Genomic DNA, 26,373 nt, shown 5'->3' on the forward strand with positions numbered 1-26,373 from the left:
GAGCGGCAGAGGCGCCACGGTGGCGCGTGGAGGGGCGTCGCAACGGGGCATGATAGTGAGATGCGGACAGCAGCGTCAACAGACGATGACAGGCGCAACAATGTGCATTACCCGTGCATCCGCACGGATGTGATGCCCCTCGGTTGCCCCCTTCCCGACCGGGGCAAAACGTCTGCGGGCCCGCCGTCACGAGGACGGCGGGCCCGCGGGTACTGCGTGCGCTGCGGTTACTTGCAGATCGCCTTGATGAGCTGGTCGGCGTACGGATCGAGCTGCATGACGGCGCCCATGAGCTGCCGCATGGCATCGGGCGAGAACGAGCCACCTCTCGGCAGCAGAATCTGCGCTTCGACGAAGAGATCCTTGGCTTCCTTGGCCGGCGCACACTGCTTGCTCTGCTGCGCGGCCGTGAGCTTGGCCTGGCCGAACGCCACGTACGTGGCCCCCAACAGGAACTGCGACTGCGCCTTCAGGTTGTTGGGCGCGACCGAGTCGGCGTACTTGAGCACGTCCACCGCGGCGGTGAAGTCCTCGGTCGACTTGGACGCCGCGGCCTTCTTGTAGGCGTCATTGGCTGCCTGGAGGGCGAGCAGGCGCAGGTTCGTGGTGGTATCGCCCGCGGCGATGGCCGCCTTGATGGCGGGCAGTACTTCGTCACCCTTGCCCAGGTCCTTCAGCAGCGTGATGCGCAGCGTCTGGGCGTTCTCGACCGGCATCTTGGCGGCCAGCGCCTTGTCGAGCGCTTCGAGGGCCTGCTGGTTCTGGCCGGCGGCACGCAGCCCCACGATCTGCTCGTAGACGAGCGAGCCGTTGGCGGGGAACTTCGCGATGCCCTTCGAGGCCGTCTCCGCCGCCTTCTGGAACTGGCTGTCGGCGGCGTAGGCACGGGCGGTCCGGATGAAGTAGGTCGTGTCCGCGAAGGCCGTGTCGAGCTTGATGAGCTCGTCACCCTGTTCGAACGCCTGCTTGTAGTCCTTGGTGGAGAGCAGGATGAGCCAGCGCAGCTTGAGCAGCTCCGGGTCGCCCGGGTTGGCCTGCACCGCTTCGTCGATCACGGGCTTGGCGACCGCCGGGTTGGCCAGGGCGGCAATGGCTTCCACCACGTCCTTCTGGAGGCGCGGATTCTTGGGGTCGGTGGCCAACAGACGCGTGAGCGTCACGACGGCCGAGTCGCCCTGGTTGGTGTCGCGATAGCTCTGAGCGAGAATGGCAAGGCCCGGACGGCTCTTGGGATCGAGGTTCACGATCTCCTTGGCCAGCTCCAGCTGCTGGGCCGCGGGTGCCTTTTGCGTGACGAGCACGTTGGCCCAGCAGATGCGCGCCAGGGTGGCCTTGGGATAGGCCGCAATGCCCTCCTTGGCTGCCGCGATGGCCGCATCGTACTGCTGCTGCCGCGCCGCGTTGATGCACTTCTGCTCGAACTCGAGCTGCTTGCGCGCTTCCTTGAGCTCCTTGGCGATACCGCTCGACGCGTCGCCCATACCCTTCACGTCGTAAGTGCCGAGCGGCTGCACGAGCGCGTTGTCGCGGGCGAGCACCAGGTACGCCTCGACCTTGACGCCCGTGGGCGTCTTGGAGGCGATGCCGGTGATGTATTCGTCGGCGCGCAGCAGGGTTGCCAGCGCCTTCTGGTCATGCGGTTCGAGCGCCTCGGTAACGGGGAACCCGGACGCCTCGAGCGTGGCGGTGATGTCCTGCTTGGGCAGCACATACACCTGCTTGAACGGGAACTCGCTCCCCATGCGCGAGCGCACCGCGTCGGCGGCCTGCACCCCCAGGCCCTTGTCGCCGCTGCGGAACACCGCAACCATGACGCGCTTCGCGTTCGGATCGGGGACCCGGTTGTACTGGGCCGAAGCCGTCGAGGGCACGAGGGTGCCACCGAGGGCCAAACCAATCCCTGCGATCGCCTGGAAATGCCGTGACATCAATGTCGTAACCTCCGCACCTGAGCCGTGGACCCGGGAACCCCGGGGGGATGTCGCAACCCGTTGACTGTGCGAAGCCACGCGGGTCTGGGGGTAAGTCGAAGAAACTGCGGCCGCCGCGATCCGCCGGCAAGCTGCGGCCGTCGGTCTTGGTGGGATGGGCGAAGAGGGATTCGAACCCCCGACCCCCTGTGTGTAAGACAGGTGCTCTAACCAGCTGAGCTATTCGCCCGCTTTACGCCCCGTCGCGACCGCTTGCTGTAGCCAAACTACATCAAGGGTGGGGCGCTGTTCCCGGGAAGGCAGAACTTTAACCGGATTGTCACGTTGGGCGGGATCTTGTCCCTGCCACAAAGTGGAACATCCGTGCGGCGATCTCACCCCTTCAGGATCGCCAGCGGCACCAGGACCACATATCCCAGCACCAGCAGGATCGGCGCAACGGTTTCGCCACCGCGGGCAAGGTCGACGTAACCGAACAGAAGCGAGGCGGCAGCCAGGCCCCAGTACAGCAGGGGGCGCGAGCGCGAGGTGTCGTTCGTGGTCATACCGGGGAGATTAGGGCGCAGCGGGAGGCGCCACAAGGGACGGCAGCGAGCCGTGCCCCGGCGGCGGGGGTTGCCCCACAACCCAGCCGTGGCTCACGGCGTCACCCGGGACTCCGCCTCCGACACGCCGCCGTCGAGGATGGCCTGCAGCGCACTTTCCCGCGCGGCCGCCTCCTGCAGCGCGTCGGCGGCGCGCATGGCCTCCAGCTTCCGGCGATCGCGGCGCCGGCGGATCATGAACAGCGGCACGAGCACCAGCGAAAACAGCCCGACGGCGGCCGAGACGTTCGTCACGAAGGCGAGGGCGCCGTAGCGCGTGCGCGTTTGCGCGCGCCAGTGGTTCTCGAACGCCTCGCCGGTCATGCCGTACGCGGTGCGCACCGCCCGCTCGAACGAGCCGCTCTGTTTCCAGTACGTCAGGAAGTTGCCGAGGCCGGCGTCGCCGCCCAGTGCGTCCAGCTCGCTCACCACGCGGTGCGCCATGGCATAGCTCCACGACGCTTCCATGCCGCCACGGACAAAGCCGCGCTCGAGGGCCTCGAGCGTAGGCAGGGTTCGCCACACCATGCCGAGCGAGGTCTCGAAAGCCTGTTCGCGCGTCCACTCCCCGGCGGCGAAGCTGGCATAGCCCTCGTCGAACCAGCGTGGGGGCAGCGGCCCCAACGCCTCGTGCAGGGCGAGATGGGCCAGTTCGTGACGCAGCACCACACGCGGATCACCGGCATCGGAGCCTGCCCCGCGGCCTTGCATGACAATCCGGCGCTGGTCCGGGAACGCAAAGGCGGCGCCCCATTCGGGCGCGTGGGGACCGACCCAGGCCCGCAGTCGGGCCGCGTCGGGGGCGATGGCGATGAGTACCTGCTGCCGAGGCCGCGGCAACCCGGGGAACGTGTCGCGCCGCTGCGCCTCGGCCAGCAGTGCGCGGGCCAGACGTTCGTCCTCCCGCTCGGCCACGATGGTGAAGCGCCCCGCATCGAGCCGCACGCCAGGGTCGCGCGGCCCTCCCTGCGCCAACGCCGAGGAACGGAACAGGACCGCCGACAGGACCGTCAGGCGCAGGACCGCCGCCGCCAGCCGGCGCCGCAGCGGATGCCCGCTCACCCGTCGCGCGGCGGCGTTCCCCCCTGCTCCACCATGTCCAGCACTTCCGCGCAGCGTTTGCCCCATGGACTGAACTTGTTGGCCTTGCTTCCGGTTTTCCACGCCAGGCACGCATCGCCATGCCGGCCAGCGAACCAGTAGCACCTGCCCAGTTCGTACCACGCCTGGAGCAGGTTGGGTCCGAGTTCAAGTGCCTTGCGGAAGAATCCCTCGGCATCGTCGTACATCTCGCGCTCGCGATAGGCCATGCCGAGGTACAGGTGCGCGTAGAGTACGGCGCGGCGATCGAGATCGGCACGAATGACCGACGTCAGGTGCTCGATGGCCTCGCCATGAATCCCCTTGCGGAGGCAAATGTAGCCGACGTTCACGTGCGCCAACGGATACTGCGGTTCGCGCTGCAGGACGCCCCGCAGCACCTGCATTGCCTCGTCATGCGCGTCACGCAGCATGAGCGCCCACGACAGCAGGGTCTCCGCCTCCACATGGCCGGGGGCCAGCTCGAGTGCCCGGCGAAAGGCCGCCTCGGCCCCCTCGAGTTCGAGCAGCGACAGTCTCGACCATCCCTTCTCGACGAAGGTGGAGGCCCCGAGATGATCGACCCGGGCCGATGACCCGGGCGTCGCCGTGCGCACCTGGGGGCGTCCCTCGAACTGCTTCCACTGCTCGGCCAGCCGCTTCACCGCCTCCTTGCGCGCGCTGGCCCGGTGCAGCGCCGCATCGGCTTCACGGAAGAGGGCAATGATCTGCTGCTTGAGCGCCTCCCGTTCGGCCGCGTCCAGCGGGCTTGCCGCGTGGCGCCCCGCCGCCTCAGTGAGCGCGGCCTGCAACTGCTGCAGTTGCGTGTCCAGTTCGGCGGCCGTTGGCGCCGCGGCCGCACGATCGGGCGCGGCAGGTGACATCCCATTCATGCGGGCTGTGGGAAGCGGGCGGGATCGATGACCCAGACAGGGGAATCCATGCGAGTGAACATACCGCAAACGGCCGGATGCGCGGGGACCTCCTCCCCGAGCATTGCGCGTGGCCGCACGAGCGCCGTTTCCACGGCGACCACGTCGAGCACGGCGTGCACGAGACCGGCCAGATGCGGCGGTGCCGCGGCATGGGCCCGCAGAAGGAGCAGCCGATCATCTGGACGGCGAGTGTGTCCCCCACCGGCCTCCTCGCCAATGGCGAGGGCGTGCACGGGAAGCAGCGTGCCGCCGAACGGGACAAGCGCGGAGGCGGTGGTGGCTCGCTCGACGCGCAGCACGCACTCCACCGGGATGGCCAGGCGAAACGGGCCGTGCTGGGCCATCACGACGGTGCTGCGCTCGACGACGGGTCGGGCACGATGGCGCGCGGTGGTGGCGATGACCGAGCGGAACATCGTCGTCACGCGGGGCGCTTCATGCCGATTCCCGCAGCGCCGGGCGACGCGCGAGCGCGCCAACCTGCGCCGCGATGACGGAGGCCAGTTCGTTGAGCGGGACGACCGCGTCGGCGCCGCTGGCCCGCAGTGCCGCTTCCGGCATCCCCGGCACCACGGAGGTGACGCGGTCCTGCACGACCACGCGCCCGCCTGCGGCGCGAATGGCCCGCGCCCCTTCGGCAGCGTCGCACCCCATCCCGGTGAGCACCACGGCGACCGTCTGGGAGCCGTACACCTGGGCGACCGACACGAACAGGGGATCGGCGGCGGGGCGTACTCCCCATTGCGCCGGATCGTCACCCAGCCGCAGGTGCGGCACTTCGCGTGGCCCCTGCAGCCGCACGTGCCGCCCGCCCGGCGCGATGTAGGCGTGCCCGGCCCGCAGCGGTTCGCTGTCACCGGCCTCGTGTACCGTGAGCGCCGACGCGGCGTCGAGCCGCCTGGCCAGGCTGGCGGTAAAGCCCGGCGGCATGTGCTGCACCACGAGCACCGCCGTGTCGGGCCACGCAGGCAAGGCCGGGAGCAGCTGCGAGAGCGCTGCCGGTCCCCCGGTCGAGGCCGCGATGCACACCACCCGCGAGGGCGCACCGGCCAGCGGCACCTGCCGTGGGACCGCGCGCGGCGGTACGGGCAGCTGCCCCGCCGTCAGCACCGGGTGCGCGGCCACCTGCACCTCAACGCTGGCGCGCAGCGCCTGCAGGAGATGATCGCGTACCGTGTCGAGATCGAGGCTGATGGCCCCCGACGGTTTGCGCACGAAATCCACGGCCCCCCGTTCGAGGGCGCGCAGCGTGGCGTCGGCGCCGCCGTCGGTGCCGCCGGCACTCAGCATCACCACCGGGCGTGGATGATCGCGCATGATGAACTCGAGCGCCGCGAGGCCGTTCAAGGCCGGCATGTCGACGTCGAGCGTGACGATATCCGGGTCGAGCGCCGCGACCTGCCGTACGGCATCCCGGCCGTCCCGGGCCGTGCCGACCACGGTGAACTCGCCTGTGGACTCCACCACTTCACTCACGAGCTTCCGCATGAAGGCGCTGTCGTCGACGACGAGCACGCGCGTCGGACGCGTGCCCCGCGGGCCCGCGGGGCCGACCGGCTGGTCAGAGCTCGACATCGTCGCCCCGCACGCTGCGCACGACGATGCGGCCGGTGGCCACGTCGAAGGTCAGCGAACGCCCCATGGCGCCCCCCACTGCCTCCCCCACGATGGGCACGTCGTGCGCGGCGCACGCCTGGCGCGCCGCCTTCACGTTGCGCACGCCGAGTCCCATGGCCCCGGCCGGGAGGAGCGGGCCGAACATGGAGGCACCACCAATGAGCCGCGCCTTGATCTCGCCGCGCGCACCGCAGGCACGCATGCGCTCCAGCATGGCCGGCACGGCCGTGGACGGAAACTTGCCGGGTCGCGGGGGACGGGATGACAGGGCCGCGTGCGGCAGGAGCACATGCGCCAGCGCGCCCACCCGGTCGGTGGCGTCGTACAGGGCCACGGCGACGCAGCTGCCCAGGCCGGTGGTGACGAGCGTGAGCTCGCCCTGCCCCACCTCGATGTCGGCGATGCCAACCACGACGGGCGCCGCGAGCACGTTCATGCGTCCGCTCCGTGCGCGGCCAGCACCGCCTCGTTCACGACGGACGGCGTGGCGGACGGCTCGGGGAAGACCTGGTCGGCCGCCGGCAGCATGGCTGCCAGATTGGCCATGACGATCCGATTGCCGGGCTCGAGCGCCAGCGCCTGCTCCCACGCCAGACGGGCGTCGTCGAGCGCCCCTCGCCGGTAGTGAATGTTCCCCAGCTTGAGGTACACATCGGGGCCGTGCAACGGCGCCAGGCGCACCACCCGGACGAACGCGTCGCATGCCTCGTCGTAGCGCTGCGCGCGGTAGAGGTAGTCGCCCAGGTTCTTGTGCAGGTGCGGACAGTTGGCGTCCTCCAGCAGCGCGTGTTCGAGCGTCCGCGCGGCCAGTTCGTAGCTGCCGCGCCGCTCGTGCACCACCGCGAGGTTGTTGTGCAGCGGCACGGCGTGCGGGTACACCGCCAGCCCTTCCTCAAGCAGGGCGACCGCCCGGCGACTGTCGCCGGCAAGCGCCGCGGCCAGACCGGCGGTGTGGAACCACGCGGCCGAGGGCTGGCGAGCGCCCCACTGGGCTCGCGCGGTCGCCAGCAACACTTCGGCGGCGGCGAGATCGCCGTCACGCAGCGCCATGTCGGCCCGGGACAGGGCGAGCCGCGGGTCGGGGAGCGACCCGGCACGACGCACCGCCTCGTCGAGGGCGCGCGAGGCGCCGGCGCGGTCACCGGTCTGCTCGAGGGCGAAGGCCAGGTTGTGCCACACCGCCGACGGTGCCTCCGGCTCCTGGGCCGCCCGCGCGAACGTGGACGCCGCGTCGGCCCATTCCCCGCGGCGGGCGTGCACCAGCCCCAGGTGAAAGCGGGAGATGCCATCGGACTCGCGCAGCTCGAGGACGCGGCGAAACTCGCGCGACGCCTCATCGAGCATGCCGGTGCGATAGAACGCGATACCGAGGTTGCGATGTTCGGCCACGCGGCTCTCGGGGGGCGGTTGGCGACGGGCCGAGCTGCGCCCCACCCGCTGCGCATAGCCGGTGGTCACGAGTCCGTACAGCGCCTTGCCCACATCGAACTCACTCAGGCCGGAGCGTTCGATGAGCGCGTGGACGTCGTGCGTTCCGTCGAGCAGGGCGGCAAGGCGCTCCTGCGCCGGCGAGAGCGACGCCTCGTGCGCGCTGACACGCGAGCGGTCGACCTCGAAGATGAGGTCGAAGGACGGAATCTTCTTTTCGATCAGCGACCATTCGTCGATGCGGCGCGCCCCTTCCAGCAGCAGGGCGTCGGCACTGATGGAGACGAGGGGCGCCTCAGGCGACGTGTCGTCGTCGGGCTCGAAGGTGAAGGTGCCCTGCGTCCAGCCAAAGAGGTGGTAGACCACTTCCTCGACCTGCGTCCGGAACAGCTGCCCCAACAGGTCATGATCCACCAGCTCGGTGGCGAGCAGCGCCTTGGCCAGATCGCGGTCGTCCTGCACCTGCCGCTGGGCGGCGAGCCGCGCGAGTTCGTCGGGGGCAACGGCACCGAGGCGCACGAGCCGATCACCCAGGCGGTCGCGCCGATTGACGATGGAGGCGTACACCACGCGCCCGTCGGCGAAGTGGACGGTGCCGAAGCTCCCATCGCGCGCGATGCTGAGGCACCCCGTCTTCTGCCCCAGGGAGAGGAGCTGGAGGACGTCGGCGAGACTGGCCTCGCTCAGGTTGCCGTGAATGGCCATTACCGGTACTCCTCGATGAGGCGACCGCCGAGCTCCGGCCAGCGCCACATGGTCTTCTCCCCGTCTTCGAAGAACCGGTCGCGCTCTCCGGGTTCGAGGCCGGCCAACTGGTCGAGGCGCAGTCGCTCGCGCGCCGCGAGCAGGACCACGAGCCCGCCTTCGAAGCGCGATCGCAGCCGGTCCGCCAGCCCGAGCATCTCCTTGGGCGGGCGGGAGCTGGTGAGCACGACCTGCCCCCCGCGGCCCACCAGCAGGTTGAAGAGGTGGAACAGCTCGTCCTGCGTGCGCTCCTTCCCTTCCAGCTCCTGCACGTCGTCGAGAATGAGGACATCGGCGTGCCGGTAGCGCACCCGCCAACGCTCCACGCCGCCCTCCTGCATCGCGGCGATGTATTCCTCGACGAACTGCCGCGCCGGCAGGCACGCTACCTGTTTGCCCGGCCACCGGGCCTTCACCGCGTTGCCAATGGCGTGCGCGCAGTGCGTCTTGCCGCTGCCGGCGGGCCCGTGCAGGAACAGCGGATTGTAGCCGGCGCCCGGCGCGTCGATGACCGCATCGATGGCGCGCACGGCCAGCTGGTTTTCGGCTCCCACCTGAATGGCGGCCCGGGTGAAACCCGGTGAGGGCGGCGGCAGCGGCAACGCGGCGGCAATGGTGTGCTGCAGCAGCTGCTCGGCGGCCGGAATGGCCTCCACGTTGCGAAAGGCGCCATGACCACGCAACCCCGGCGCGATGGCGACCGCCTGCACCTCGAGGCCACGCAGATGATCGACGGCGGCGGCATAGGCGCGCAGCAACCCCTCGGCATCAATGGGCTGGGGCGCCTGCAACGCCCGCTCGAGGACCCCCACGTTCCAGCCGTCGGCGCGATAGGTGCCGATGGCCTCGCCAATGCGCACGCGCCAGGGTTCGACACGCGTTTCCACTTCCATCAGCACATCGGCCAGGAAGCCCTCATAGTCCGCGCCGCTGGGAATGATGGCCCGAATGCGCTCGGGGGTGGACGGGGCGGTGGGTGCCGCATGCACGCCAAGCACGGCGCGCACTTCGTCGGAGGCGACCGGTCGGCCATCCAGCTGCTGGTAGGCCGTGAGCTTGTTGAGCGCTCCCTTGAGCTCCCGCACGTTGCCGAACGGGAGGCGCGCCACCTCGTCGAGCACCCCATCGGCGAAGGAGAGGGAGCGGTCTGCCACGACATTGCGAAGAATGGCGAGACGCATTTCGAAGTCGGGCGCCCCCACATCCACCACGAGCCCGCCCGACAGCCGCGAGAGGAGGCGCTGGTCGACATCGGGGATCTCCGATGGCTGGCGATCGCTCGTGAGGACCAGCTGCTGGCCACCGCCGAGCAGCACGTTGAGCAGCCGCCGCAGTTCACTCTGCGTCTCCTGCTGACCGGTCAGGAACTGCACATCATCGAGGATGAGCAGATCCGTCTGCGCGAATGGCTCGAGCAACAGCTGCGGCTGTCCCGATGCCACGGCGCGGTGCAGCAGTTCGGCGACTTCTTCACCCGACGAGCAGCGCACACGGAGCGCCGGTTGCACCTCGCGGACACGATGGGCGATGGCCGCGACGAGATGCGTCTTGCCAAGCCCCGACCCCCCGTAGATGAAGAGCGGGTTGTAGGCCTGCCCGGGGGCGTCCGCCACCGCGCGAGCCGCCGAGACAGCCAACCGGTTCGAGGCGCCCACCACATATGTGTCGAATCGCAGGGAGCGATCCATGCTGCTGGTCACGCGGCGACTCCGGCGCCAGTGAGGACCCCCTGCACCATCGGGGCTTCCAGTGCGGGCGCATACACCGGTGTGCGGAAGGCCGCGTTGGCCCGCTGACCGGCCGCGGTCCCGTCTTCCGCGCCCAGCCGCCGCAACACGGTGCGCCCCAGCGCCCGCAGCGTGTCGAACACCCCCACGCCGTTCAGCGCATCGGCCGCGTATTCGGGGACGGCGCGGAAGTTGATCGCCGCCGACAGCTCGGCCACACTGGTCGCGAGCGACGGCGGCAGGTCCTGCTTGTTGTACTGGAGCACGATGGGCAGCGCCCGGGCGTCCACGCCGTGTTCGGCCAGGTTCGCGTGCATGTCCTGCAGGCTTTCGATGTTGTCGTCCCACCGGTGCCGCTGACTGTCGGCCACGAACGCGACGCCGTCGGCGCCCTGCAGTACCAGCTGCCGGATGGCCTTGTAGTACGGCTGACCGGGCACGGTATACAACTGGAAGCGCACCTTGTACGCGCCCACGGTACCGAGGTCTACCGGCAGATAATCGAAGAAGAGGGTGCGATCACGACGCGTGGCGAGCGACGTGAGCGATCCCACCTGCCCGCTCGGCAGCGCCGAATGCAGGTAGGTGAGATTCGTCGTCTTTCCCGACCGACCGGGGCCGTAATAGACCAGCTTGCAGGTGATCAGCCGCGTGGCGTGATCGACAATGGGCATGTGCCCGCTCCTCTTCGTCGCCGCACGCCGGTGCAGGCACCGGCGCGTCCTCTCCGTGGACGGTGCGCCATCGCCCCCGTACCCTACGGGTGCAACAACGCGTGCAATCGAGCGGCCAGCCCGATGGCCTCACGCACCTGATCGGCGTTGGGCGGCGGTTCCGGCGACTGCAGGGCGGCATTCCAGTGCGCCATCGCCCCACGCAAATCCCCGGCGCGTGCCAGCGCATCTCCCTGCTGGCACAGCGCACGGCCGATCTGCCCGTCGGTAGGCACCGGAGCGCCGTCCGGCGGCTGCTCTTGCGGGAAGGACGGTTCAACGGGCGCTGGCGCAACCGCCACCGACGTCATGCCGCCGGCCCGCCTCGGGGCAGCGGCCAGCGGCAGCCCTTCGGAACTGAGTACGCCATGTGCCACCGGGTCGAAGAGCGAGTCTTCGTCCGGTTCCGCGGGCCCCACGGTGGCCATGTAGGAGCCCGATGGTACCCAGAGTTCCGCGGTCACCGGCACGGGAGTCGGCACCGCCGCGGTGGAGGCCGGCGGCGAGGAGACGAGCGGGGGGGAGGGCTGCTCGGCGGTGGTGGGGATACTCGCCATCGCCGGCGGCGTGGGATTGCGCCGCGGCGCCGTCTGACCTTCGCGCAGCGTGAGCAGCCCGGCCCCCAGCAGGTCGTGCACGAGGAGGGCCACATCCGTGACGTCCCGCTGCATGACGGCGGCCAGCGACATGAGGTCGCGCTGCCCATCGACGCGCGTGAGGATGTCCCATTGGGGCGGCGTCAGGCGCAGCAACGGCAGCTGCTGCGGTTCCACCTCGACGAATGCCGGAATGACGCGCGCATGCGGCACCCGGGCCTCGATGTGCTGCCACACCTCGGCGCGCATGGCGGCTTCCATGAGCAGCGGCTCCACCGTGAGGCGGACCGCGCTGGCGTGCGCTGGCCGTTGGGCGGGCGCGAAGCGGAAGGTGCCGTCGCGCCAGAGCAGCACGTCCTGCACGGCCGCTTCCATGGCCGCGCGATCGCTCTCCCGGCGCCGCGGCGCGGCCAGCTCGTGCACGCGGTCGGCTCCCACCACCTCGGCGTCCACGATCGCACCGGCCTCGAAGGCCAACTGCGCGCGGCGCCCCTGCAGCGGTGCGTCACAATGCAGCACACCGGTCTTTCGCCCCAGGGCCAGCAGTTGCAGGACCTCGGTCAGTGCCAGATCGCGGAGTCGTCCTTCGAGCGCCATATGTCGCCTCAGGCCACGAATGCCGCGATGACCGGCACCGCCGGGGGCGAGGCGCGCCGCACCGGCCCGACACGTGCCTCATCGAAGATGAACATGTCGAACGCCTCGGAATCGGTCGGCACCGTGCTGCGGGGACTGCGCGCGAGCGCGGCGCGCGCGCGGCTGCTCCACGGCTCCGCGTCGTTGAGCCGCGAGAGGCGACCCCAGCGATCCACCGCATCGCGCAGACGGGACTGTTCGGCGAGCAGCACGCCGTCCATCCACATGGCCTGCGGATGTTCGGCGTCGTGGCGCAGCACCCGATCCACGGCCACGCGCGCATCGGCCCGTCGTCCCTCGGCCTGCAACACCTCGGCCAGGAGCGCGAGCGCGTCGAGGTCGGTGGGTATGGCCATGAGATGCTCCACCAGTGCGGTCCGCGCGTCCGGCAGACGGCCGGCGCCGCGATGCACACGGGCCAGCTCGACAACGGCGTCGGGCCAACCGGGCGCGGCGGCGAGCGCCGCCACCAGCTCGAGACGTGCGGCAAGCAGATCGCCGCGGTCACGCAGCAGACGGGCAATCGCCACCCGCGGGGTGGGGCGCGTGGGGTCGTGCGCGAGCGCGCGACGATAGAAGCCGAGCGCGAGCGGTTCGTCACGCAGACGCACCGACACATCGCCGGCGTAATGCAGCAGCGCCGCACTGTTCACGTCACGCCGCAGGACACGGAGCAGCGTACTCCGTGCCTCGTCGCGATAGGCCGACGCATCGAACGCCGTGAGCGAGGCCGCCAGCAACACGAGGACGTCGGCGCTCTCGTTCCCCTGCCGCATCAGTCGGCGCAGCAACGGCAGTGCGCCCGCCTCGCGACCCAGCAGACACGCGGAGCGCGCCTCCCCCAGCGCGGCGCGCATCCAAAGCGCGCGCCAGACAGTGTGCTCCTCCGACGACGCCGATGCCTTGGCCGCGTCGGCATCGGTGTCGAGGACCGTCTCCAACAGGTCACGCGCGGCGCGATAGCGCTCCACCGCTTCGCCGTGCAGGACGCGCACGCCGTAGTCATCGGCGGCGTCGCAGTGGCGGCGGGCGCGTTCGCCCACGGTTGGCAGCGCGGGCCTGTCCTGCGGTCGCTCCGGGAGCAGCGCATCGACCTCGCGGTCGCCGATCGCCACGCCCACCAGGGGCGTACCGCCCACCTTGCTCAGCAGATCCACCGGGCCCACGGCGTCGGGGCACTCGCGCTGCAAGGCGATTCCCACCATGAGGCGGTCCTCCCTGTGCACCGAGGCCGCCGCAAGTGCGCGCTGCGTTTCGCGCACGGCACCATCGCCGTCGCCAAGGTGCTCGAGGACACAGGCCAGAGCGTAGCGCGCCTCCGCATGGGCCGGGCGCGCCTCGATGGCCTTGACCAACGCCGAGCGTGCCTCCTCGAGGCGTGCCGTTTGCGCCAGCACGCGCCCCAGCACATGCCACACGTCGGCCTCCCGGGGGTGGAACTCGGCCAACTCGCGGAGCAGCGCCAGTGCGGCCACGGTGTCGTCGTGCCGGGCGTACCAGCGCGCCAGGTTGAGCCGAGCCAGCACCAGTGAGGGATCGAGCTCCGCCGCGCGCTGGAAGGCCTCGCGCGCGGCCTGTGTTTCGCCGCGGTCTGCGAGCGCCACCCCGAGGTTGTTGTAGGCGAGGGCGTGGCGAGGATCGATACGCAGCGCGCGCCGGTAGCTCTCGGCCGCACCGGAGACCTCCCCGGCCTGATGCAGGGCCACGCCGTGCTCGTTCCACCCACGCGCGGTTTCTTCCATGCCCAGCAGCCGCTCGTACCGCGCACGGGCCGACGCCGAGTCGCCGTCGAGCAGATCGAGTTCGGCAAGGGCGTGCTGCACCAGGCGCACATCCTCGCCCTGGGCCAGCGCCCGTTCGAATTCCACGCGCGCCTCGCGGAAGTACCCGCGCTGCCGGAAGGCGAGGCCCAGCCCGTGGCGGGCGAGCGCGCCGTCGGCTTCGACGGTCATCACCCCGACCGCCCCGGCGTCGTGATGCGCCTCCGTGGCCTCGATGACGAGATCCCCCTGGAGCGCTTCCAACGCCGGATTGAGCTCCGCCGCACGGCGGGCGGCGTCGCTGGCCGACTCGTGATGACCCATGTCCCCCAGCACGAACCCACGCAGCAGGTGCGCGTCGGCCTGGTCGGGGAATTCGTGCACCAGCGCATCGAGACCGGCGAGTGCCTGTTCGTTCTGGCCCCGCTGATACAGCACCTCGGCGAGATGGAGCCGGGCATGGCCCACGGCTCCGGCGTTCACGGCCCGCTCGAACCATCGCTGTGCCCGCCGCAGGTCGCCGGCACGCTGCTCGATGAGGCCGCGTTCGAACAGCGCGTCGGCATCGTCGGGGTCCTCGGCGATCAGTGCATCGAGCTGGTGCACGGCCTCGTGGGTGCGCCCGAGGAGACGGACGAGCCGGGCCCGCTCACGCCGTGCCGCGCGGTCATGCGGATTGTCGGCGATGCACGCCTCCACGGCGGCGAGCCGGGCATCGCACGCCCCCGGTTGCCTCGCGGCAATCTCCAGATTGCGCGCGGCGGCCCGCAGACGCGGATCGAGCGCCAGCGCCCGGAGGAACGCGTCCACCGCCTCCGCGTGCAGCCCGCGGGTGTGATACAGCACGCCGAGGTTGTTGAACGCCCCCGGGTCCTGCGGATCGATCCGCTCGGCCAGGGCGCGCAAGAGCCCGGTGGGGGAGCCGGCAGGAGTCGCCTGCATGGGACCGCGCCTCGCCGTCAGGCCAGGCGAATGGCGCGCAACATGACCTGCAGCGACACCGGATCGGGCAGCAGGAGGAAGTACCCGCGCAGCGTGAGCTCGGACTCGCACAGCAGGAACTCGCTCTCCACGCACAGGACCGCATCCGGGTCGGGAGCGAATTCGCCGACGGCGCTGGAGAGCACCGCGGCCGACATGTCGATCACGAGGGTGGGCGGCGACGGCAACAGCAGCATGCCGAGGAAATCGCTGAGGGCATTCAGGTACGCCCCGCTGAGGATGTTTCCCGTTTCCTTGATGGCCGAGGACTCGAGCTCACTGAATGCGACGGAGCTTCCCACGGGGCGCCGCAACATGATCTCGGCCAGCCGCATGACGGTGGGCTGGGGGAACACCAGCAACGTGCGTCCCGACAGATCGCCGAGCATGTGCATCATGACGGCCGCGACAGGCTCCTCGTGCGGCGAGAACTGGGCGGGCAACTCCTCCAGGCTCGCGACGGTGATGGCGGGCACCTTGATCATGATGGTGCTGCCTGTCATCTGCGAGAGGGCGGTGGCGGCGTGGCCGGCGCCGATGTTCGCGATCTCCCGCAGCGCATCGAGCTGAATGCTCTTGAGGGCGCGGACCGGGGTGGCGGGTTGCGCCGACAACGACGCGGCACCGCCACGGGGCGTTGCCGTGGTCACGGCGCGTCCCGGGGCCGCCGTCGCGACGGAGGACCCGCCGACGCGCGCCTGGCTGATGTCGTTGTGCTGCATGATCACGTCCGCCTTGAAAGATGCATCCCCGTGTGCCACCGTCACACGATGCTCGGCACATCGATGATGAGTGCCGGGCTGCCGTCGCCAAGCACGGTGGCACCGCTGAACCACGGTGCCGCGCCGTGCACCACGTCGAGCGGTTTGACCACGATGTCCTGCTGGGCGACCAGGGTGTCGACCAGCAGCGCTGCGCGGCGACCGCCGGAATCGACGATGACGAGATGCCGATCGCCGGCTGCGCCATCGTGGCGTTCGGGGGTTGACGAACGAGTGAGCCCGAAGAGTTCATCGAGCGCCACCAGCGGAACGAGGTCGTCGCGAATGGTAACGGTGGGGCGCTCCGTGTGATGCCCACGCAGGGATTCGTGATACTCCGTGGCTTCGGTGACATGGATGGCGGGGAGGGCGAAGGCGCAGCCGGCCACCTCCACGAGCAGCGCGCGGGCAATGGCGAGCGAGACCGGCAGGCGCAGCGTGACCACCGTCCCGGTGCCCTCAATGGTCTCGAGCTCGAGCTGCCCCCCCAGGGCGCGCACGCGCGTGTTCACGACATCCACACCCACGCCACGTCCCGAGAGGCTCGTCACGCGGCGCGCCGTGGAGAAACCGGGATGCGCGATGATCCGCAACAGCGCGTCGTCGTCCAGCTGCTGCACCTCGGCGGCAACGAGCCCCTGCGCTCTCGCCCGTTCCAGCACCGCGCGCCGGTCGATACCGCGTCCGTCATCCTGCACCTGAATGATCACGCTGGCGCGATCGCGCACCGCGCGCAGCGTGAGCTCACCACGAGCCGTCTTGCCGGCCGCCACTCGCGCGGCCGGGTCTTCGATGCCGTGGTCGAGCGCGTTTCGCAGCAGGTGCAGCAGGGGATCGCCGATGGCCTCCAGCAGCGACCGATCGAGCTCGATTTCCCGCCCCTCCATGGTGAAGGCGACCTCCTTGCCCAGTTCGTGACTCACGTCGCGGACCAGGCGGGGAAAGCGGTCGAACACCTGGCCCACCGGCAGAAGGCGCGTCTGCAACACTTCGTCCTGCAGGGCGCTCACGAGGCGCGCGGCGTCGCGCGCGGCGCGCAGCACGTCGCGATCGGGGTGGTCGAGGGCCTCGATGGCGCGCAGGAGTCGATCGCGGGTGATGACCAGCTCCCCGGCAAGATCCAACAGGGTGTCGAGGCGCCTGGCGTCGATGCGCACCGTGCGTGCCGTCGCGGGTGCGGCAGCGCGTGCCCCCTGCTGCGCCGCCTGCGTGGCTCCCGCCGGCACGCGCACGTGCACCTGTGCCACTTCGCCGACGCTGCGCACCGCCTGCTCGAGTGCCTCATCGGTGACGTGGCTGGCCAGGACGATGCGAAAGCGGCCGTCGAACGTCTCGTCCTGCCAGCGCGGCGGTTCCGGATGCGTAGCACGGATCTGCCCGAGCGTGGCGAGCTTCGCGAGCACCAGCATGGCGCGCACGCCCTTGAGCGGGCAATCGTCCACCAGCAGTACATCGAGGTGGCGAATCGTAGCGGCGGCGGCGGCGACGGGCGGCCCCGACGGGGGCAGCGCGTCTTTCGTGGGGTCGGGTGCCAGCGGCACCGACACCGGCGGGCGAAGTCGCACGAGCAGGCCGCCAACCATTGCGGGCGCCGTCTCCCCCCCGCGCGCCACATCGTCGAGCGCGGTGCGCAGCACGTCGGTGCCCTCGAAGAGCAGCGCCAGCAGATCGGCGTGCACCGCTTCATCGCCACGTCGCACCGGCTCGCATCGCGATTCGAGAGCGTGCGCCAGGCGCTCGACGGTGCCATAGCCCATCGAGCCGGCCATGCCCTTGATCGTGTGCATCCCGCGGAAGAGCGTGGCCACCAGCTCGCTCGTGTCGCGCGGGCTCGCCCCGGTGCGTCCAGCCTCCTCGAGCGCAAGCAGCGCCGCGTCGAGCTCCGCCAGATGTTCGCGCGCTTCGGCCTGAAACAGGGCCGCGTAGCGCGCCGTGTCCATCAGGATGCTCCGGGTCAGGCGGCGAGTACGCGGTTCACCGCTTCCAGCACCCGACTGGGCTGGAACGGCTTGACCACAAAGTCCTTTGCGCCCGCCTGGATGGCCTCCACCACGAGCGCCTGCTGGCCCATGGCGCTGCACATGAGGATGCGGGCGTGCGGATCGTGCGAGGTGATCTCACGCACGGCATCGATGCCCCCCATGTCGGGCATCACGATGTCCATGGTGACGAGGTCCGGGCGCAGGTGCTTGTACTTCTCCACGGCCTGGATCCCGGTCTCGGCTTCGCCGACCACCTCGAATCCCGCCTGGGTGAGGATGTCCCCCACCATGGTGCGCATGAAGATCGCGTCGTCGCAGATCAGTACCGTCTTGCTCACCGTGTTCTCCCCTCGGCTGAATGCAGATGCCGCGCACAGAGCGCGACCGCGTCGAGGATGGTGGCGTCAGGGGGGCCGTCCGGATCTTCCGGCGCGGCCGTGCGCACATCCAGGACACGGTCCACGGCAAGCCCGATCGGCCGGGCGCCGTACTGGAGGAGGACGATCGACCCCGGCGTAACGGCACGCTCTCCGGTTCGCAGCGCCTGCAGGTCCAGCACGGTGACGATGGCGCCCCGCACGTTCACGATGCCGGCCTGCAGCGGCGGGGTGCCTGGCACGGGCCGTACCCCGCCGGGGCGGACGACCTCGCGCACCTGGGCCACCGGGATCCCGAAGACCTCGTCGCCGGAGGTCACGGTCAGCCACTGCGGGCGAGCCTCCTCCATGCCTTCGGCGGCGTCAGTCGTCGGCGAGTTGGGCAGCTGGGGGGTCGGCAGTGGTCCGATAGAATCCGAAGACATCGAGCGGGTCCTGATGCGTGGCGAGCTCCGGCCTGTCGCTGAGGGTGGCCAGCGACTGGCGCAGGTCGGGGGGCAGCGGCGAGCGGAGATCGATCACGTGGCCGGAGATGGGGTGCCTGAAGCGCAGCCACGCGGCGTGGAGGAAGTGACGACGCGGCGGTAGGGCGGCCAGCTTGCGCCCGCCACCCCCGCCGTAGACATCGTCGCCGATCACCGGGTGTCCCACACTCGACAAGTGCACGCGGATCTGGTGGGTACGTCCACTGTGCAAGTGGGCGCGCAACAGGTCCACACTGTCGAAGCGTGCCAGTCGGACGAAATCCGTGCGGGCGGCCTTCCCCCCAGGGACGATTGCCATGCGGGTCCGGTCTCGCGGATCCCGCGCGATGGGCTGGTCGACGGTAAGGGTATCGCCGCTGAGGTGCCCCCAACAGACCGCCACGTAACGGCGGGTGACCTGCCGGGCGGCGAGGGCGGTACTGAGGAGGCGGTGGGCGGCGTCGGTTTTCGCCACGACCAGCAATCCCGAGGTGTCCTTGTCGAGGCGGTGCACCAATCCTGCCCGGTCTTCCCCGCCCCCCTCCGCCAGCGGCTCGCCCCGTCCGACGAGGGCATTCACCAGGGTGCCCGACCAGTTGCCCGGAGCGGGGTGCACGACCATCCCGGCCGGCTTGTTCACCACGAGGAGGTGCTCGTCCTCGAACACGATATCGAGCGGGATTTGCTCGGGGACGATCTCACGGCCGGGCGGCGGCGGCACCACCACGTCCACGCGATCCCCTTTTTCGGTGCGATAGCTGGCCTTGGCCCGCGTCCCGTTCACGAGCACGTGGCCGTTGGCGATCAGCGTCGCGGCCTGCGTGCGCGACACCCCGGCGCCGCGCGCCACGAGCAGATCGAGCCGCTCACCGGCGTCGTCGGGCACCGTGATCTGACAGGTGCGCTCCGCGCTCACGCGGAGGGGCCGTCGGGTGGCTGCGGCTGGGCCTTGGCGGCCGCCAGGAGCGCCTGATCTTCCTGCCACAGGGCAATGACCAGGCACGCCGCCCCAATCGTGACCGCGGTGTCGGCCACGTTGAAGGTCCAGAAGCGCGTCGTGCCGATCCCGATGTCGATGAAGTCCACCACGCCTTCGCGCAGGCGTATGCGATCGAGCAGGTTGCCGATGGCGCCACCCACGATGACCGGTACGCCAAGGGCGGCCAGCCGCGAGGTGCGCGTGAGATCACTGGTGGCCCGCAGCAGCACGACGACGATGACGATGCTGAGCACGGCGAAGATCCACCGCGAGCCGGGGCCCAGATGCATGCCGAACGCGGCGCCAGGGTTGTACGACAGCGTGAAGCGCACCACATCGCCGATGATGCGATGCGGCATGTGCCGCGGTACCAGATGTTCGACCGCGAGCGCCTTGGTGACGAAGTCGGCCGCCACCGTGACGGCCACGATGATCCAGAACAGGACGGTGGTGGACGCGGCGGGGCGGTCGCTGAGCGCCACGTGCGCGGCGGCGGTGCGAACGGCCGATGGCCGAGTGTTGGACGCCATGATTACGGAGCGAGGTCGCGCGAATTGGTGGGCGAGGGCGTCGCCGCCTCGCCGGCGGCGGCCTGCGCCGCCAGTTCGCGACGCTCTTCCCGCCAGAGCACGAGGGCCAGGAGGAACGCGCCGCTGCTCACCGCGATGTCGGCGATGTTGAAGGTCGGCCACCGGTGCACGCCGAACCCGATATCGAGAAAATCCACCACCCCGTACTCGGAGCGAATGCGATCGATCACGTTGCCGACGGCACCGGCCGCCACCAGCGCGATGGCCAGCACGCGCCGGAAATCGTGCTGCTCGGTCTGCTGGTACAGCCGACCCAGGATGACGAGTGCCCCGGCGGTGAGGCCCATGAAGAGCCAGCGCGAATACGGACCCAGGTGCAGCCCGAAGGCCGCACCCGGATTGTAGACGAGCGCAAAACGGAACCAGTCGCCGAAGACCGGCCGAGGCGTCGCCGCCAGCGTCGCCTCGGCCACCAACTTGGTGATCTGATCCAGCAGGACGATGACGACCACCACGGGAATCGCGAGAATCGCCTTCACGTCATCCCTTCTTGGAGTCTTCCTCGCGCTGCTTGCACGCGATGCAATACCGGGCATTCGGCAGCGCATCGAGGCGCTCGAAGGCAATGTCCTCGCCGCACTGGTGGCACTTGCCGAAGGTCTCCGGCGCCTTGTACAGCCGGCGGAGCGCCTGGTCGATGTGCCACAGGAAGCGCCCTTCCTTGGAAGCGAAGAGGAACGCCTTCTCCCGCTCCATCGCGTCGGTGCCCTGATCGGCCATGTGGAAGGAGTAGGCGCTGCTGTCCCCCTCCGATGCCTCGCCGTTGGGGCCAAGGGTATCGCTGTGATGGCCGAGCTCCTTGAGCACGCGCTTGCGCTCCTCGAGCAGTCGCTTCTCGAAGTGTTGCAGCTGCTTCTTGGGCATCGCCTTGGGCTTCTTGGCGTCTTTCGTCGACGCGGTCTTCGATTCGGCCATCACGACTGTTCCCTGGTGAGTGCAAGCTGCAGCGGCCGTCCATCGACGTCGCCCGCCTGCGTTGCGGTCCACATGGCGCCGTCTCCCGGGCCGGAGAACAGCGATCCCACCTCTCGCCCGAGCAGCAATCGCACAGCGAGCACTTCGTCGGCGATGCGGCGGCGATGGGCGGCCACGGCGCCTTCCAGCTCCTCGTCCCCGGCCACCGCCAGGGTGATGCGATCACTCACCGCGAGCTGCGATTCCTTGCGGAGCCGCTGTACCCGGCTGATGACCTCCCGCGCCAGCCCCTCGGCGCGCAGTTCCGGCGTGATCGTGGGATCGAGCGCAACCCCATACCCGCCGTTTTCCTGCACCACCGCCGCCCCCGACGCGCGCCGGATGATGGCGACGTCCTCCGGGGCAATCAAGCGCTCGGCGTTGGCGACGGTGATGGTGACCGGGTTTCCGGCCGCCAGCTGGCGCAGCAGGTCGACCGGCAGCCCCGTCACGGCCTCGGCGACCTGCGGCGTCTCCTTGCCGAACTTCTTGCCCAACGTGCGGAAGTTGGCCTTCGCCTCGAGGGAGACGAGCGCATCGGTGGAGCTGACGAACTCCACCTGCTTCACATTCAACTCCGATGCCAGCAGCCCGCCGAGGGTGGCCACCAGGGTGGCATCGCCCGGCACGACACACTGCATGGACGGCAGCGGTTGACGCACCTTCACGTCGGCGACGTCGCGGGCCGCGTGGGCGAGACCGGCGAGGGTGCGCAGGTCGTCCATGGCCGTTTCGAGCGCCTCATCGACGGGGGTCGGCTGGTCCCGCGTGTACGACGCGAGATGCACCGAGGTGCCCGTGAGACGGCGGTGCACGGCGTCGGTGATGAACGGGGCGAAGGGCGCGAGCAGCCGACAGGTCACGACCAGCACCTCGTGCAGCGTGGCAAAGGCGGCCCGGTTGTCGGCGCTGTCCACGTCGTAGAAGCGGGCCCGACTCTGCCGGACATACCACTTGGACACGTCGTCGTCCATGAACTGCATGACCCGACGGGCCGCCAGCGTGGCGTCGTACTGGTCGAGGTGCTGATTCACCTCGCGTTCTACGCGGGTGAGCCGCGAAAGGATCCAGCGATCGAGTGCCGGGCGCTCCGCGACCGGCGGGTCGGCGGCACCGGGTTGCCAGCCGAAGTTGGCGTACTGCGCGAAGATCCCGTTGTAGACATTGCGGAAGGTGAGCAGGAAGCGCCCGGCGGTTTCGCGAATGGCATTCTCGTCGAAGCGGCGCGGCACCCACACCTGACTGGACGCCACGAGGAACAGGCGCACGGCGTCGGCCCCGTGCCGCTCCATGACGTCCCAGGGGTTCACCACGTTGCCCTTCGACTTGGACATCTTCTGGCCGTTCGCGTCGAGCACCAGGTCATTGACCACGACATGACGATACGGGGCGGCCTGATCGTTCGCGTTGTGCGGCAGCGCGTCACCCAGCGTGGTGGCGATGGCGAGCAGCGAGTAGAACCAGCCACGCGTCTGGTCGACCCCTTCGCAGATGAAGTCGGCGGGATACTGCGCCGCCACCACCTCGCGGTTCTCGAAGGGATAGTGCCACTGGGCGAAGGGCATGGAGCCCGAGTCGAACCACGTGTCGATCACTTCGGGCACGCGGCGCATGGTGCCCGTGCCGCTCTTCGCCGGCCAGGTGTACTGGTCGATATGCGGCTTGTGCGGATCGAAGTCGTCGGGCAGGGGCCGTCCGATGCGCGCCGCGAGATCGGCGTAGCTGCCGATGACCTCGATTTCGGCGGGATCCTCGTCGTTGACCCAGACGGGGAGCGGCGTCCCCCAGTAGCGATCGCGCGAGATGGCCCAGTCCACGTTGTTCGACAGCCACTCCCCGAAGCGGCCGGTGCCCACTTCGCTGGGGTTCCAGTTCACCAGGCCGTTGCGCTGCAGCAACGCCTCCCGCACGGCCGTGGTACGCACGAACCACGACCCGCGCGCGTAGTACAGCAACGGGGTGCCGCAGCGCCAGCAATGGGGGTAGGCGTGCATGAAGGTCGTGGCCTTCCAGAGCACGTCGCGCTCCTTGAGCACTTCGAGGATGCGCGCATCCGCCTTCTTGACGAACTGTCCGGCCACTTCGGGGACGCCTTCGACGAACTCGCCGCGGGCGTCAACCGGCTGCACGAACGCGAGCCCGTGTCGCTGGCCGGCGGCGTAGTCGTCGGCACCGAACGCCGGGGCCATGTGCACGACCCCCGAACCGTCCTCCGCCGAGACGAACTCCTCGGGCACGATGATCTCGTGGCGGCCCTGCTCCGGGTACGGCACCCAGTCGAGCGGACGACGGTAGCGGCGACCGGCGAGGGCGCTGCCCTTCATGGAGCCCACCACGTCCCAGCGATCGGCCCAGTCGGCGCCCAGCACGCCCGGCACCCGCGCCTCAGCGAGGATGATCGTCCACTCGGCACCGGTCTTCTTGCGCAGCTCCGCATACACCAGGTCGGGGTGCACGGCGAGCGCGGTGTTGGAGACGAGCGTCCACGGCGTGGTGGTCCACACCAGGATGCGACGCCGCGTGGCGGGCGCGTTGCCCTCGGCGTCGAGCAGGTCGAGCGCCACGTACACGCTCGGATCCTCCACCTCGTCGTACCCCTGCGCGACCTCGTGGCTGGAAAGCGCGGTGCCACAGCGCGCGCAGTACGGCAGGATCTTGTGGCCGCGCGTGAGCAGCCCCTTGTCGTGCATGGTGCGCAACGCCCACCACACGCTTTCCACGAAATCGTGCGAGTAGGTGACGTAGGGATTGTCGTAGTCGAGCCAGTAAGCCGTACGATGGGACAGCTTTTCCCATTCGCCGCGGTACTTCCACACGCTTTCGCGGCAGCGGCGGTTGAACTCCGCCACCCCCACCTGTTCAATGAGCTGCTTGCCGCCGAGCTTGGCGATCTCGCTGGGATCGACGCCCTGCCGCTCCGCCTCTTCGCGCTGCAGCTCCTTCTCCACCTCGATCTCCACGGGGAGGCCGTGCGTATCCCAACCGGCCTTGCGCGGCACGTAGAACCCCTGCATGGCGCGGTGGCGGCAGAAGAGGTCCTTGATGGTGCGCGCGAACACGTGGTGAATGCCCGGGCGGCCGTTGGCGGTGGGCGGCCCCTCGAAGAACACGAACGGCTTCGCGGTGGCGCGCGCGGCCTGCGACGCGGCAAACAGCTGCTCGTCGTCCCATTGCGCGAGAATGCCGCGTTCGAGCGCATCGGCGGTGGAGTCGGGGAGCAGCGGATACAGCACGGCGTCCTGCGTCATGGGCACCAATGGAGAGGATCGAAGCAGAAGGTCACAGGCGTGCCAGCACGCCGCGCACCACGGCGGACAGCGTGGGCTCGGCACGCCGGGCCACGGCAATGATGTCGGCCACGTTCGCCGGCTTCAGCGCGTCGGGGAGACACTGATCAGTGATGATGGAGAGCCCCAGCACGCGCATGCCGCCGTGCACGGCCACGATGACTTCCGGCACCGTGCTCATGCCCACCACATCGGCGCCGATCCCGCGCAGAAAGCGATACTCGGCGCGCGTCTCGAGATTGGGCCCCTGCACCGCCACATAGACGCCCTCGCGCAGCGTGATGCCGGCGGCAACGGCCACCTCACGCGCCAGGCGCCGCAGCGCCGAGTCGTACGGCTCCGACATGTCAGGAAAGCGCGGCCCGAGCGTTTCGTCGTTGGGGCCGATCAGCGGGTTGTCACCCAGCAGGTTGATGTGATCGGCCATGAGCATGAGATCACCGGGAGCCCACAGGGGATGCATGCCACCGCAGGCGTTGCTCACGATGAGGGTCTCGGCGCCCAGGGCGCGCAGCACGCGCACCGGGAAGGTGACCTGCTGGAGCGAGTACCCCTCGTACGCGTGGAATCGCCCCTGCATGGCCATGACCGTCCTGCCGGCGAGCGTGCCGCACAGCAGGCGTCCCGTGTGCGACTCGACAGTGGAGAGCGGGAAGGTGGGAAGCTGCCCGTACTCGATGACCTGCTCGATGGTCATCTCGTCGGCGAGGCCCCCGAGGCCCGTGCCGAGGATGATGGCCGCCTCCACCGGTCGCGGGAATCGCTGACGGATGGCGCGTGCACAGGCCTCGATGCGTTCGCGGGTGTGCAAGCCGAGCGCCGGATGCGACCACCCGACAGCCGGGGGCTCCGGCGTGTCTGGCAGCAGCGGTCGCGAGGCGGGCCCGGAGGATGTCCCCGCGCCGTCGCTCACGGCTCCTCCTCCGCGATGGCGTCGAGCCACGACGGCGTGCGCGACCGGTGTCGCGGCGGCAACTGACGCAGCTCCCGCGCGACCGCCGACTCCGTGTCGCCGTCTGCCGTGCGCGGCAACGTGAAGTCGGGGATGGGTTCCTGCTCGACGGGGGTGAGTTCGGCCAGCTGCCGCTCGAGCTGATGGCGCAACTGCGTGACATAGGCCCGCCGCGTGCGCCAGAGCCCTTGCAGCTCCTGCTGGGCGCGCGCCACTTCCTCCCGCACGCCCGCCAGCTGTCGCTCCGCCTCCTGCTGCGCCTCGCGCACGATGAGTTGCGCTTCGCGTTCGGCCTGCTCGCGAATCTCGCCGCGCAGCTGCTGGGCGCTGACCAGTGCCTCGTTCAGGGCCTTGTCACGTTCGCGGAACGACTTGAGCTGCTCGTACAGGTTGCGCGCCTTCTGTTCGAGCTCCTGGTTGACGCGCGCCAACCGTTCGAGCTCTTCCGCGACCTGGTCGCGAAACTGATCGACCCGCGCGCGATCGTAGCCGCGCAGCGCATTGCCGAAATCGTATCGGCGGGCGTCGAGCGACGTGAAGCGGAACCCCTGGAAGTTGTCGTCGGTCATTCGCTGTCCGGAATGCGTCAGGTCCGACTGCCGAAAAGCACGGTGCCGAGGCGCACATGCGTGGCCCCTTCCTCCACGGCGATTTCGTAATCGCCGGACATCCCCATACTGAGCCACTCGGCCGGATGACCGGCCGCGCGCACCGCCTCGCGCGCCGCGCGCGCGCCGGAAAACACGGCACGCAGCAACGCTTCGTCGGCCTCGAACGGCGCCATGGTCATGACCCCGCGCACCCGCAGCGACGGGAGCGCACGCAGCCGCTCGGCGATGAGGACCACCTCGTGCGCCGGCACCCCGCTCTTGCTCGCCTCGCCACTCACATTCACCTGCAGCAGGACATCGAGGGTGGCGCCGACTCCGGTCGCTTCCTCGTGCAGTGCCACCGCCAGTCGCTCACTGTCGAGTCCGTGGAAGAGCGCAAAGCGCAGCGCGTGGCGCGCCTTGTTGCGCTGCAGATGACCAATGAGGTGCCAGCGCACCGGCACGGTGACCTGCGCCATCTTGCCTTCCGCTTCCTGCACGCGGTTCTCGCCAACGTCGGTGATCCCGGCGTCCCACACCGCTTCAACCGCTTCCGGCCCGTGGGTCTTGGTGACCGCGACCACCGTCACGTCCTGCCCGTGCCCGCCGCGCGCACGCGCGTCGTGGATGCGCGCACGCACCTCCGCCACCGCGTTCCGAACGGCCTCTGGCCGCAGCGCCGTTACGTGCTCGGAAATTGGCATA

24 protein-coding genes and 1 tRNA gene are annotated in these 26,373 nt (G+C 69.8%); all 25 read right to left on the bottom strand.

Annotation, left to right across the window (positions count from 1 at the left end):
• Positions 1 to 227 precede the first annotated feature (227 nt).
• The 25 genes from LW840_RS07845 to LW840_RS07965 all read right to left on the bottom strand — a co-directional run bounded on the left by LW840_RS07845 (position 228) and on the right by LW840_RS07965 (position 26,372).
• Positions 228 to 1,928, bottom strand: coding sequence for a hypothetical protein (locus LW840_RS07845; protein WP_291276760.1), 1,701 nt, complete (start codon positions 1,926 to 1,928; stop codon positions 228 to 230).
• 158 nt (positions 1,929 to 2,086) lie between these two features.
• Positions 2,087 to 2,160 (bottom strand) — tRNA-Val (locus tag LW840_RS07850).
• A 145-nt stretch (positions 2,161 to 2,305) separates the two neighbouring features.
• A complete protein-coding gene (locus tag LW840_RS07855; RefSeq protein ID WP_291261533.1) occupies positions 2,306 to 2,476 on the bottom strand; it encodes a hypothetical protein in 171 nt (56 codons plus the stop codon).
• 93 nt (positions 2,477 to 2,569) lie between these two features.
• A complete protein-coding gene (locus tag LW840_RS07860; RefSeq protein ID WP_291267982.1) occupies positions 2,570 to 3,577 on the bottom strand; it encodes a hypothetical protein in 1,008 nt (335 codons plus the stop codon).
• Entirely contained in the window at positions 3,574 to 4,479 is a 906-nt protein-coding gene (locus tag LW840_RS07865; protein ID WP_291276761.1) for a tetratricopeptide repeat protein, read from the bottom strand. Before LW840_RS07865 ends, LW840_RS07860 begins: the two co-directional genes overlap by 4 nt.
• A gap of 5 nt (positions 4,480 to 4,484) precedes the next feature.
• Positions 4,485 to 4,955, bottom strand: a complete 471-nt coding sequence (locus LW840_RS07870; protein WP_291267980.1) for a hypothetical protein — start codon at positions 4,953 to 4,955, stop codon at positions 4,485 to 4,487.
• Positions 4,956 to 4,965: 10 nt separating this feature from the next.
• On the bottom strand, positions 4,966 to 6,105 hold the full coding sequence (locus LW840_RS07875) for a chemotaxis response regulator protein-glutamate methylesterase (protein WP_291273458.1): 1,140 nt from the start codon (positions 6,103 to 6,105) through the stop codon (positions 4,966 to 4,968).
• Positions 6,092 to 6,583, bottom strand: a complete 492-nt coding sequence (locus tag LW840_RS07880; RefSeq protein ID WP_291261538.1) for a chemotaxis protein CheD — start codon at positions 6,581 to 6,583, stop codon at positions 6,092 to 6,094. Before LW840_RS07880 ends, LW840_RS07875 begins: the two co-directional genes overlap by 14 nt.
• Positions 6,580 to 8,280: a DUF4388 domain-containing protein gene (locus tag LW840_RS07885; RefSeq protein ID WP_291267978.1), complete on the bottom strand. Its 1,701-nt coding sequence runs from the start codon at positions 8,278 to 8,280 to the stop codon at positions 6,580 to 6,582. Before LW840_RS07885 ends, LW840_RS07880 begins: the two co-directional genes overlap by 4 nt.
• Positions 8,280 to 10,007 (bottom strand): DnaA/Hda family protein, encoded by a 1,728-nt coding sequence (locus tag LW840_RS07890; protein ID WP_291276762.1) that lies wholly within the window; start codon positions 10,005 to 10,007, stop codon positions 8,280 to 8,282. Before LW840_RS07890 ends, LW840_RS07885 begins: the two co-directional genes overlap by 1 nt.
• Positions 10,008 to 10,015: 8 nt before the next feature.
• The gene (locus LW840_RS07895; protein WP_291261541.1) at positions 10,016 to 10,720 is read right to left on the bottom strand and encodes a GTPase domain-containing protein; all 705 of its coding nucleotides are present in this window, start codon (positions 10,718 to 10,720) and stop codon (positions 10,016 to 10,018) included.
• Positions 10,721 to 10,803: 83 nt separating this feature from the next.
• Positions 10,804 to 11,952 (bottom strand): DUF4388 domain-containing protein, encoded by a 1,149-nt coding sequence (locus LW840_RS07900; RefSeq protein ID WP_291267975.1) that lies wholly within the window; start codon positions 11,950 to 11,952, stop codon positions 10,804 to 10,806.
• 8 nt (positions 11,953 to 11,960) lie between these two features.
• Positions 11,961 to 14,693, bottom strand: coding sequence for a tetratricopeptide repeat protein (locus tag LW840_RS07905; RefSeq protein WP_291276763.1), 2,733 nt, complete (start codon positions 14,691 to 14,693; stop codon positions 11,961 to 11,963).
• Positions 14,694 to 14,710: 17 nt separating this feature from the next.
• Positions 14,711 to 15,454 (bottom strand): chemotaxis protein CheC, encoded by a 744-nt coding sequence (locus tag LW840_RS07910; protein ID WP_291267997.1) that lies wholly within the window; start codon positions 15,452 to 15,454, stop codon positions 14,711 to 14,713.
• A gap of 41 nt (positions 15,455 to 15,495) precedes the next feature.
• On the bottom strand, positions 15,496 to 17,433 hold the full coding sequence (locus tag LW840_RS07915; RefSeq protein WP_291267973.1) for a chemotaxis protein CheA: 1,938 nt from the start codon (positions 17,431 to 17,433) through the stop codon (positions 15,496 to 15,498).
• A gap of 14 nt (positions 17,434 to 17,447) precedes the next feature.
• Entirely contained in the window at positions 17,448 to 17,813 is a 366-nt protein-coding gene (locus LW840_RS07920; protein ID WP_291262698.1) for a response regulator, read from the bottom strand.
• On the bottom strand, positions 17,810 to 18,202 hold the full coding sequence (locus LW840_RS07925; RefSeq protein ID WP_291262699.1) for a chemotaxis protein CheW: 393 nt from the start codon (positions 18,200 to 18,202) through the stop codon (positions 17,810 to 17,812). The genes LW840_RS07920 and LW840_RS07925 overlap by 4 nt, the downstream gene beginning before the upstream one ends.
• A 13-nt stretch (positions 18,203 to 18,215) precedes the next feature.
• A complete protein-coding gene (locus tag LW840_RS07930; protein ID WP_291267972.1) occupies positions 18,216 to 19,232 on the bottom strand; it encodes an RluA family pseudouridine synthase in 1,017 nt (338 codons plus the stop codon).
• The gene (gene lspA, locus LW840_RS07935) at positions 19,229 to 19,825 is read right to left on the bottom strand and encodes a signal peptidase II (RefSeq protein ID WP_291262701.1); all 597 of its coding nucleotides are present in this window, start codon (positions 19,823 to 19,825) and stop codon (positions 19,229 to 19,231) included. Before lspA (LW840_RS07935) ends, LW840_RS07930 begins: the two co-directional genes overlap by 4 nt.
• 2 nt (positions 19,826 to 19,827) lie before the next feature.
• On the bottom strand, positions 19,828 to 20,364 hold the full coding sequence (gene lspA, locus LW840_RS07940) for a signal peptidase II (protein ID WP_291276764.1): 537 nt from the start codon (positions 20,362 to 20,364) through the stop codon (positions 19,828 to 19,830).
• A gap of 1 nt (position 20,365) precedes the next feature.
• Positions 20,366 to 20,800, bottom strand: coding sequence for a TraR/DksA C4-type zinc finger protein (locus LW840_RS07945; protein ID WP_291262703.1), 435 nt, complete (start codon positions 20,798 to 20,800; stop codon positions 20,366 to 20,368).
• Positions 20,800 to 24,087, bottom strand: coding sequence for an isoleucine--tRNA ligase (ileS, locus tag LW840_RS07950; protein WP_291276765.1), 3,288 nt, complete (start codon positions 24,085 to 24,087; stop codon positions 20,800 to 20,802). The genes LW840_RS07945 and ileS overlap by 1 nt, the downstream gene beginning before the upstream one ends.
• 31 nt (positions 24,088 to 24,118) lie before the next feature.
• On the bottom strand, positions 24,119 to 24,937 hold the full coding sequence (locus LW840_RS07955) for a purine-nucleoside phosphorylase (protein ID WP_291276766.1): 819 nt from the start codon (positions 24,935 to 24,937) through the stop codon (positions 24,119 to 24,121).
• Positions 24,938 to 25,035: 98 nt separating this feature from the next.
• Positions 25,036 to 25,647 carry a DivIVA domain-containing protein gene (locus LW840_RS07960; RefSeq protein WP_291262706.1) on the bottom strand — a complete coding sequence of 204 codons (612 nt, stop codon included), beginning with the start codon at positions 25,645 to 25,647 and terminating at the stop codon, positions 25,036 to 25,038.
• A gap of 17 nt (positions 25,648 to 25,664) precedes the next feature.
• The gene (locus tag LW840_RS07965; protein WP_291276767.1) at positions 25,665 to 26,372 is read right to left on the bottom strand and encodes a YggS family pyridoxal phosphate-dependent enzyme; all 708 of its coding nucleotides are present in this window, start codon (positions 26,370 to 26,372) and stop codon (positions 25,665 to 25,667) included.
• Between the last annotated feature and the right edge of the window lies 1 nt (position 26,373).

Source organism: Gemmatimonas sp. (assembly GCF_021298855.1).
GTDB lineage: Bacteria > Gemmatimonadota > Gemmatimonadetes > Gemmatimonadales > Gemmatimonadaceae > Gemmatimonas.

Excerpts from the sequence above, each read along its gene's own strand:
- LW840_RS07845 (WP_291276760.1), bottom strand. The coding sequence starts at position 1,928 with ATGTCACGGCATTTCCAGGCGATCGCAGGGATTGGTTTGGCCCTCGGT.
- LW840_RS07855 (WP_291261533.1), bottom strand. The coding sequence starts at position 2,476 with ATGACCACGAACGACACCTCGCGCTCGCGCCCCCTGCTGTACTGGGGC.
- LW840_RS07865 (WP_291276761.1), bottom strand. The coding sequence starts at position 4,479 with ATGTCACCTGCCGCGCCCGATCGTGCGGCCGCGGCGCCAACGGCCGCC.
- LW840_RS07875 (WP_291273458.1), bottom strand. The coding sequence starts at position 6,105 with ATGTCGAGCTCTGACCAGCCGGTCGGCCCCGCGGGCCCGCGGGGCACG.
- LW840_RS07880 (WP_291261538.1), bottom strand. The coding sequence starts at position 6,583 with ATGAACGTGCTCGCGGCGCCCGTCGTGGTTGGCATCGCCGACATCGAG.
- LW840_RS07885 (WP_291267978.1), bottom strand. The coding sequence starts at position 8,280 with ATGGCCATTCACGGCAACCTGAGCGAGGCCAGTCTCGCCGACGTCCTC.
- LW840_RS07890 (WP_291276762.1), bottom strand. The coding sequence starts at position 10,007 with ATGGATCGCTCCCTGCGATTCGACACATATGTGGTGGGCGCCTCGAAC.
- LW840_RS07895 (WP_291261541.1), bottom strand. The coding sequence starts at position 10,720 with ATGCCCATTGTCGATCACGCCACGCGGCTGATCACCTGCAAGCTGGTC.
- LW840_RS07900 (WP_291267975.1), bottom strand. The coding sequence starts at position 11,952 with ATGGCGCTCGAAGGACGACTCCGCGATCTGGCACTGACCGAGGTCCTG.
- LW840_RS07905 (WP_291276763.1), bottom strand. The coding sequence starts at position 14,693 with ATGCAGGCGACTCCTGCCGGCTCCCCCACCGGGCTCTTGCGCGCCCTG.
- LW840_RS07910 (WP_291267997.1), bottom strand. The coding sequence starts at position 15,454 with ATGCAGCACAACGACATCAGCCAGGCGCGCGTCGGCGGGTCCTCCGTC.
- LW840_RS07915 (WP_291267973.1), bottom strand. The coding sequence starts at position 17,433 with ATGGACACGGCGCGCTACGCGGCCCTGTTTCAGGCCGAAGCGCGCGAA.
- LW840_RS07925 (WP_291262699.1), bottom strand. The coding sequence starts at position 18,202 with ATGGAGGAGGCTCGCCCGCAGTGGCTGACCGTGACCTCCGGCGACGAG.
- lspA (WP_291262701.1), bottom strand. The coding sequence starts at position 19,825 with ATGGCGTCCAACACTCGGCCATCGGCCGTTCGCACCGCCGCCGCGCAC.
- LW840_RS07945 (WP_291262703.1), bottom strand. The coding sequence starts at position 20,800 with ATGGCCGAATCGAAGACCGCGTCGACGAAAGACGCCAAGAAGCCCAAG.
- ileS (WP_291276765.1), bottom strand. The coding sequence starts at position 24,087 with ATGACGCAGGACGCCGTGCTGTATCCGCTGCTCCCCGACTCCACCGCC.
- LW840_RS07960 (WP_291262706.1), bottom strand. The coding sequence starts at position 25,647 with ATGACCGACGACAACTTCCAGGGGTTCCGCTTCACGTCGCTCGACGCC.
- LW840_RS07965 (WP_291276767.1), bottom strand. The coding sequence starts at position 26,372 with ATGCCAATTTCCGAGCACGTAACGGCGCTGCGGCCAGAGGCCGTTCGG.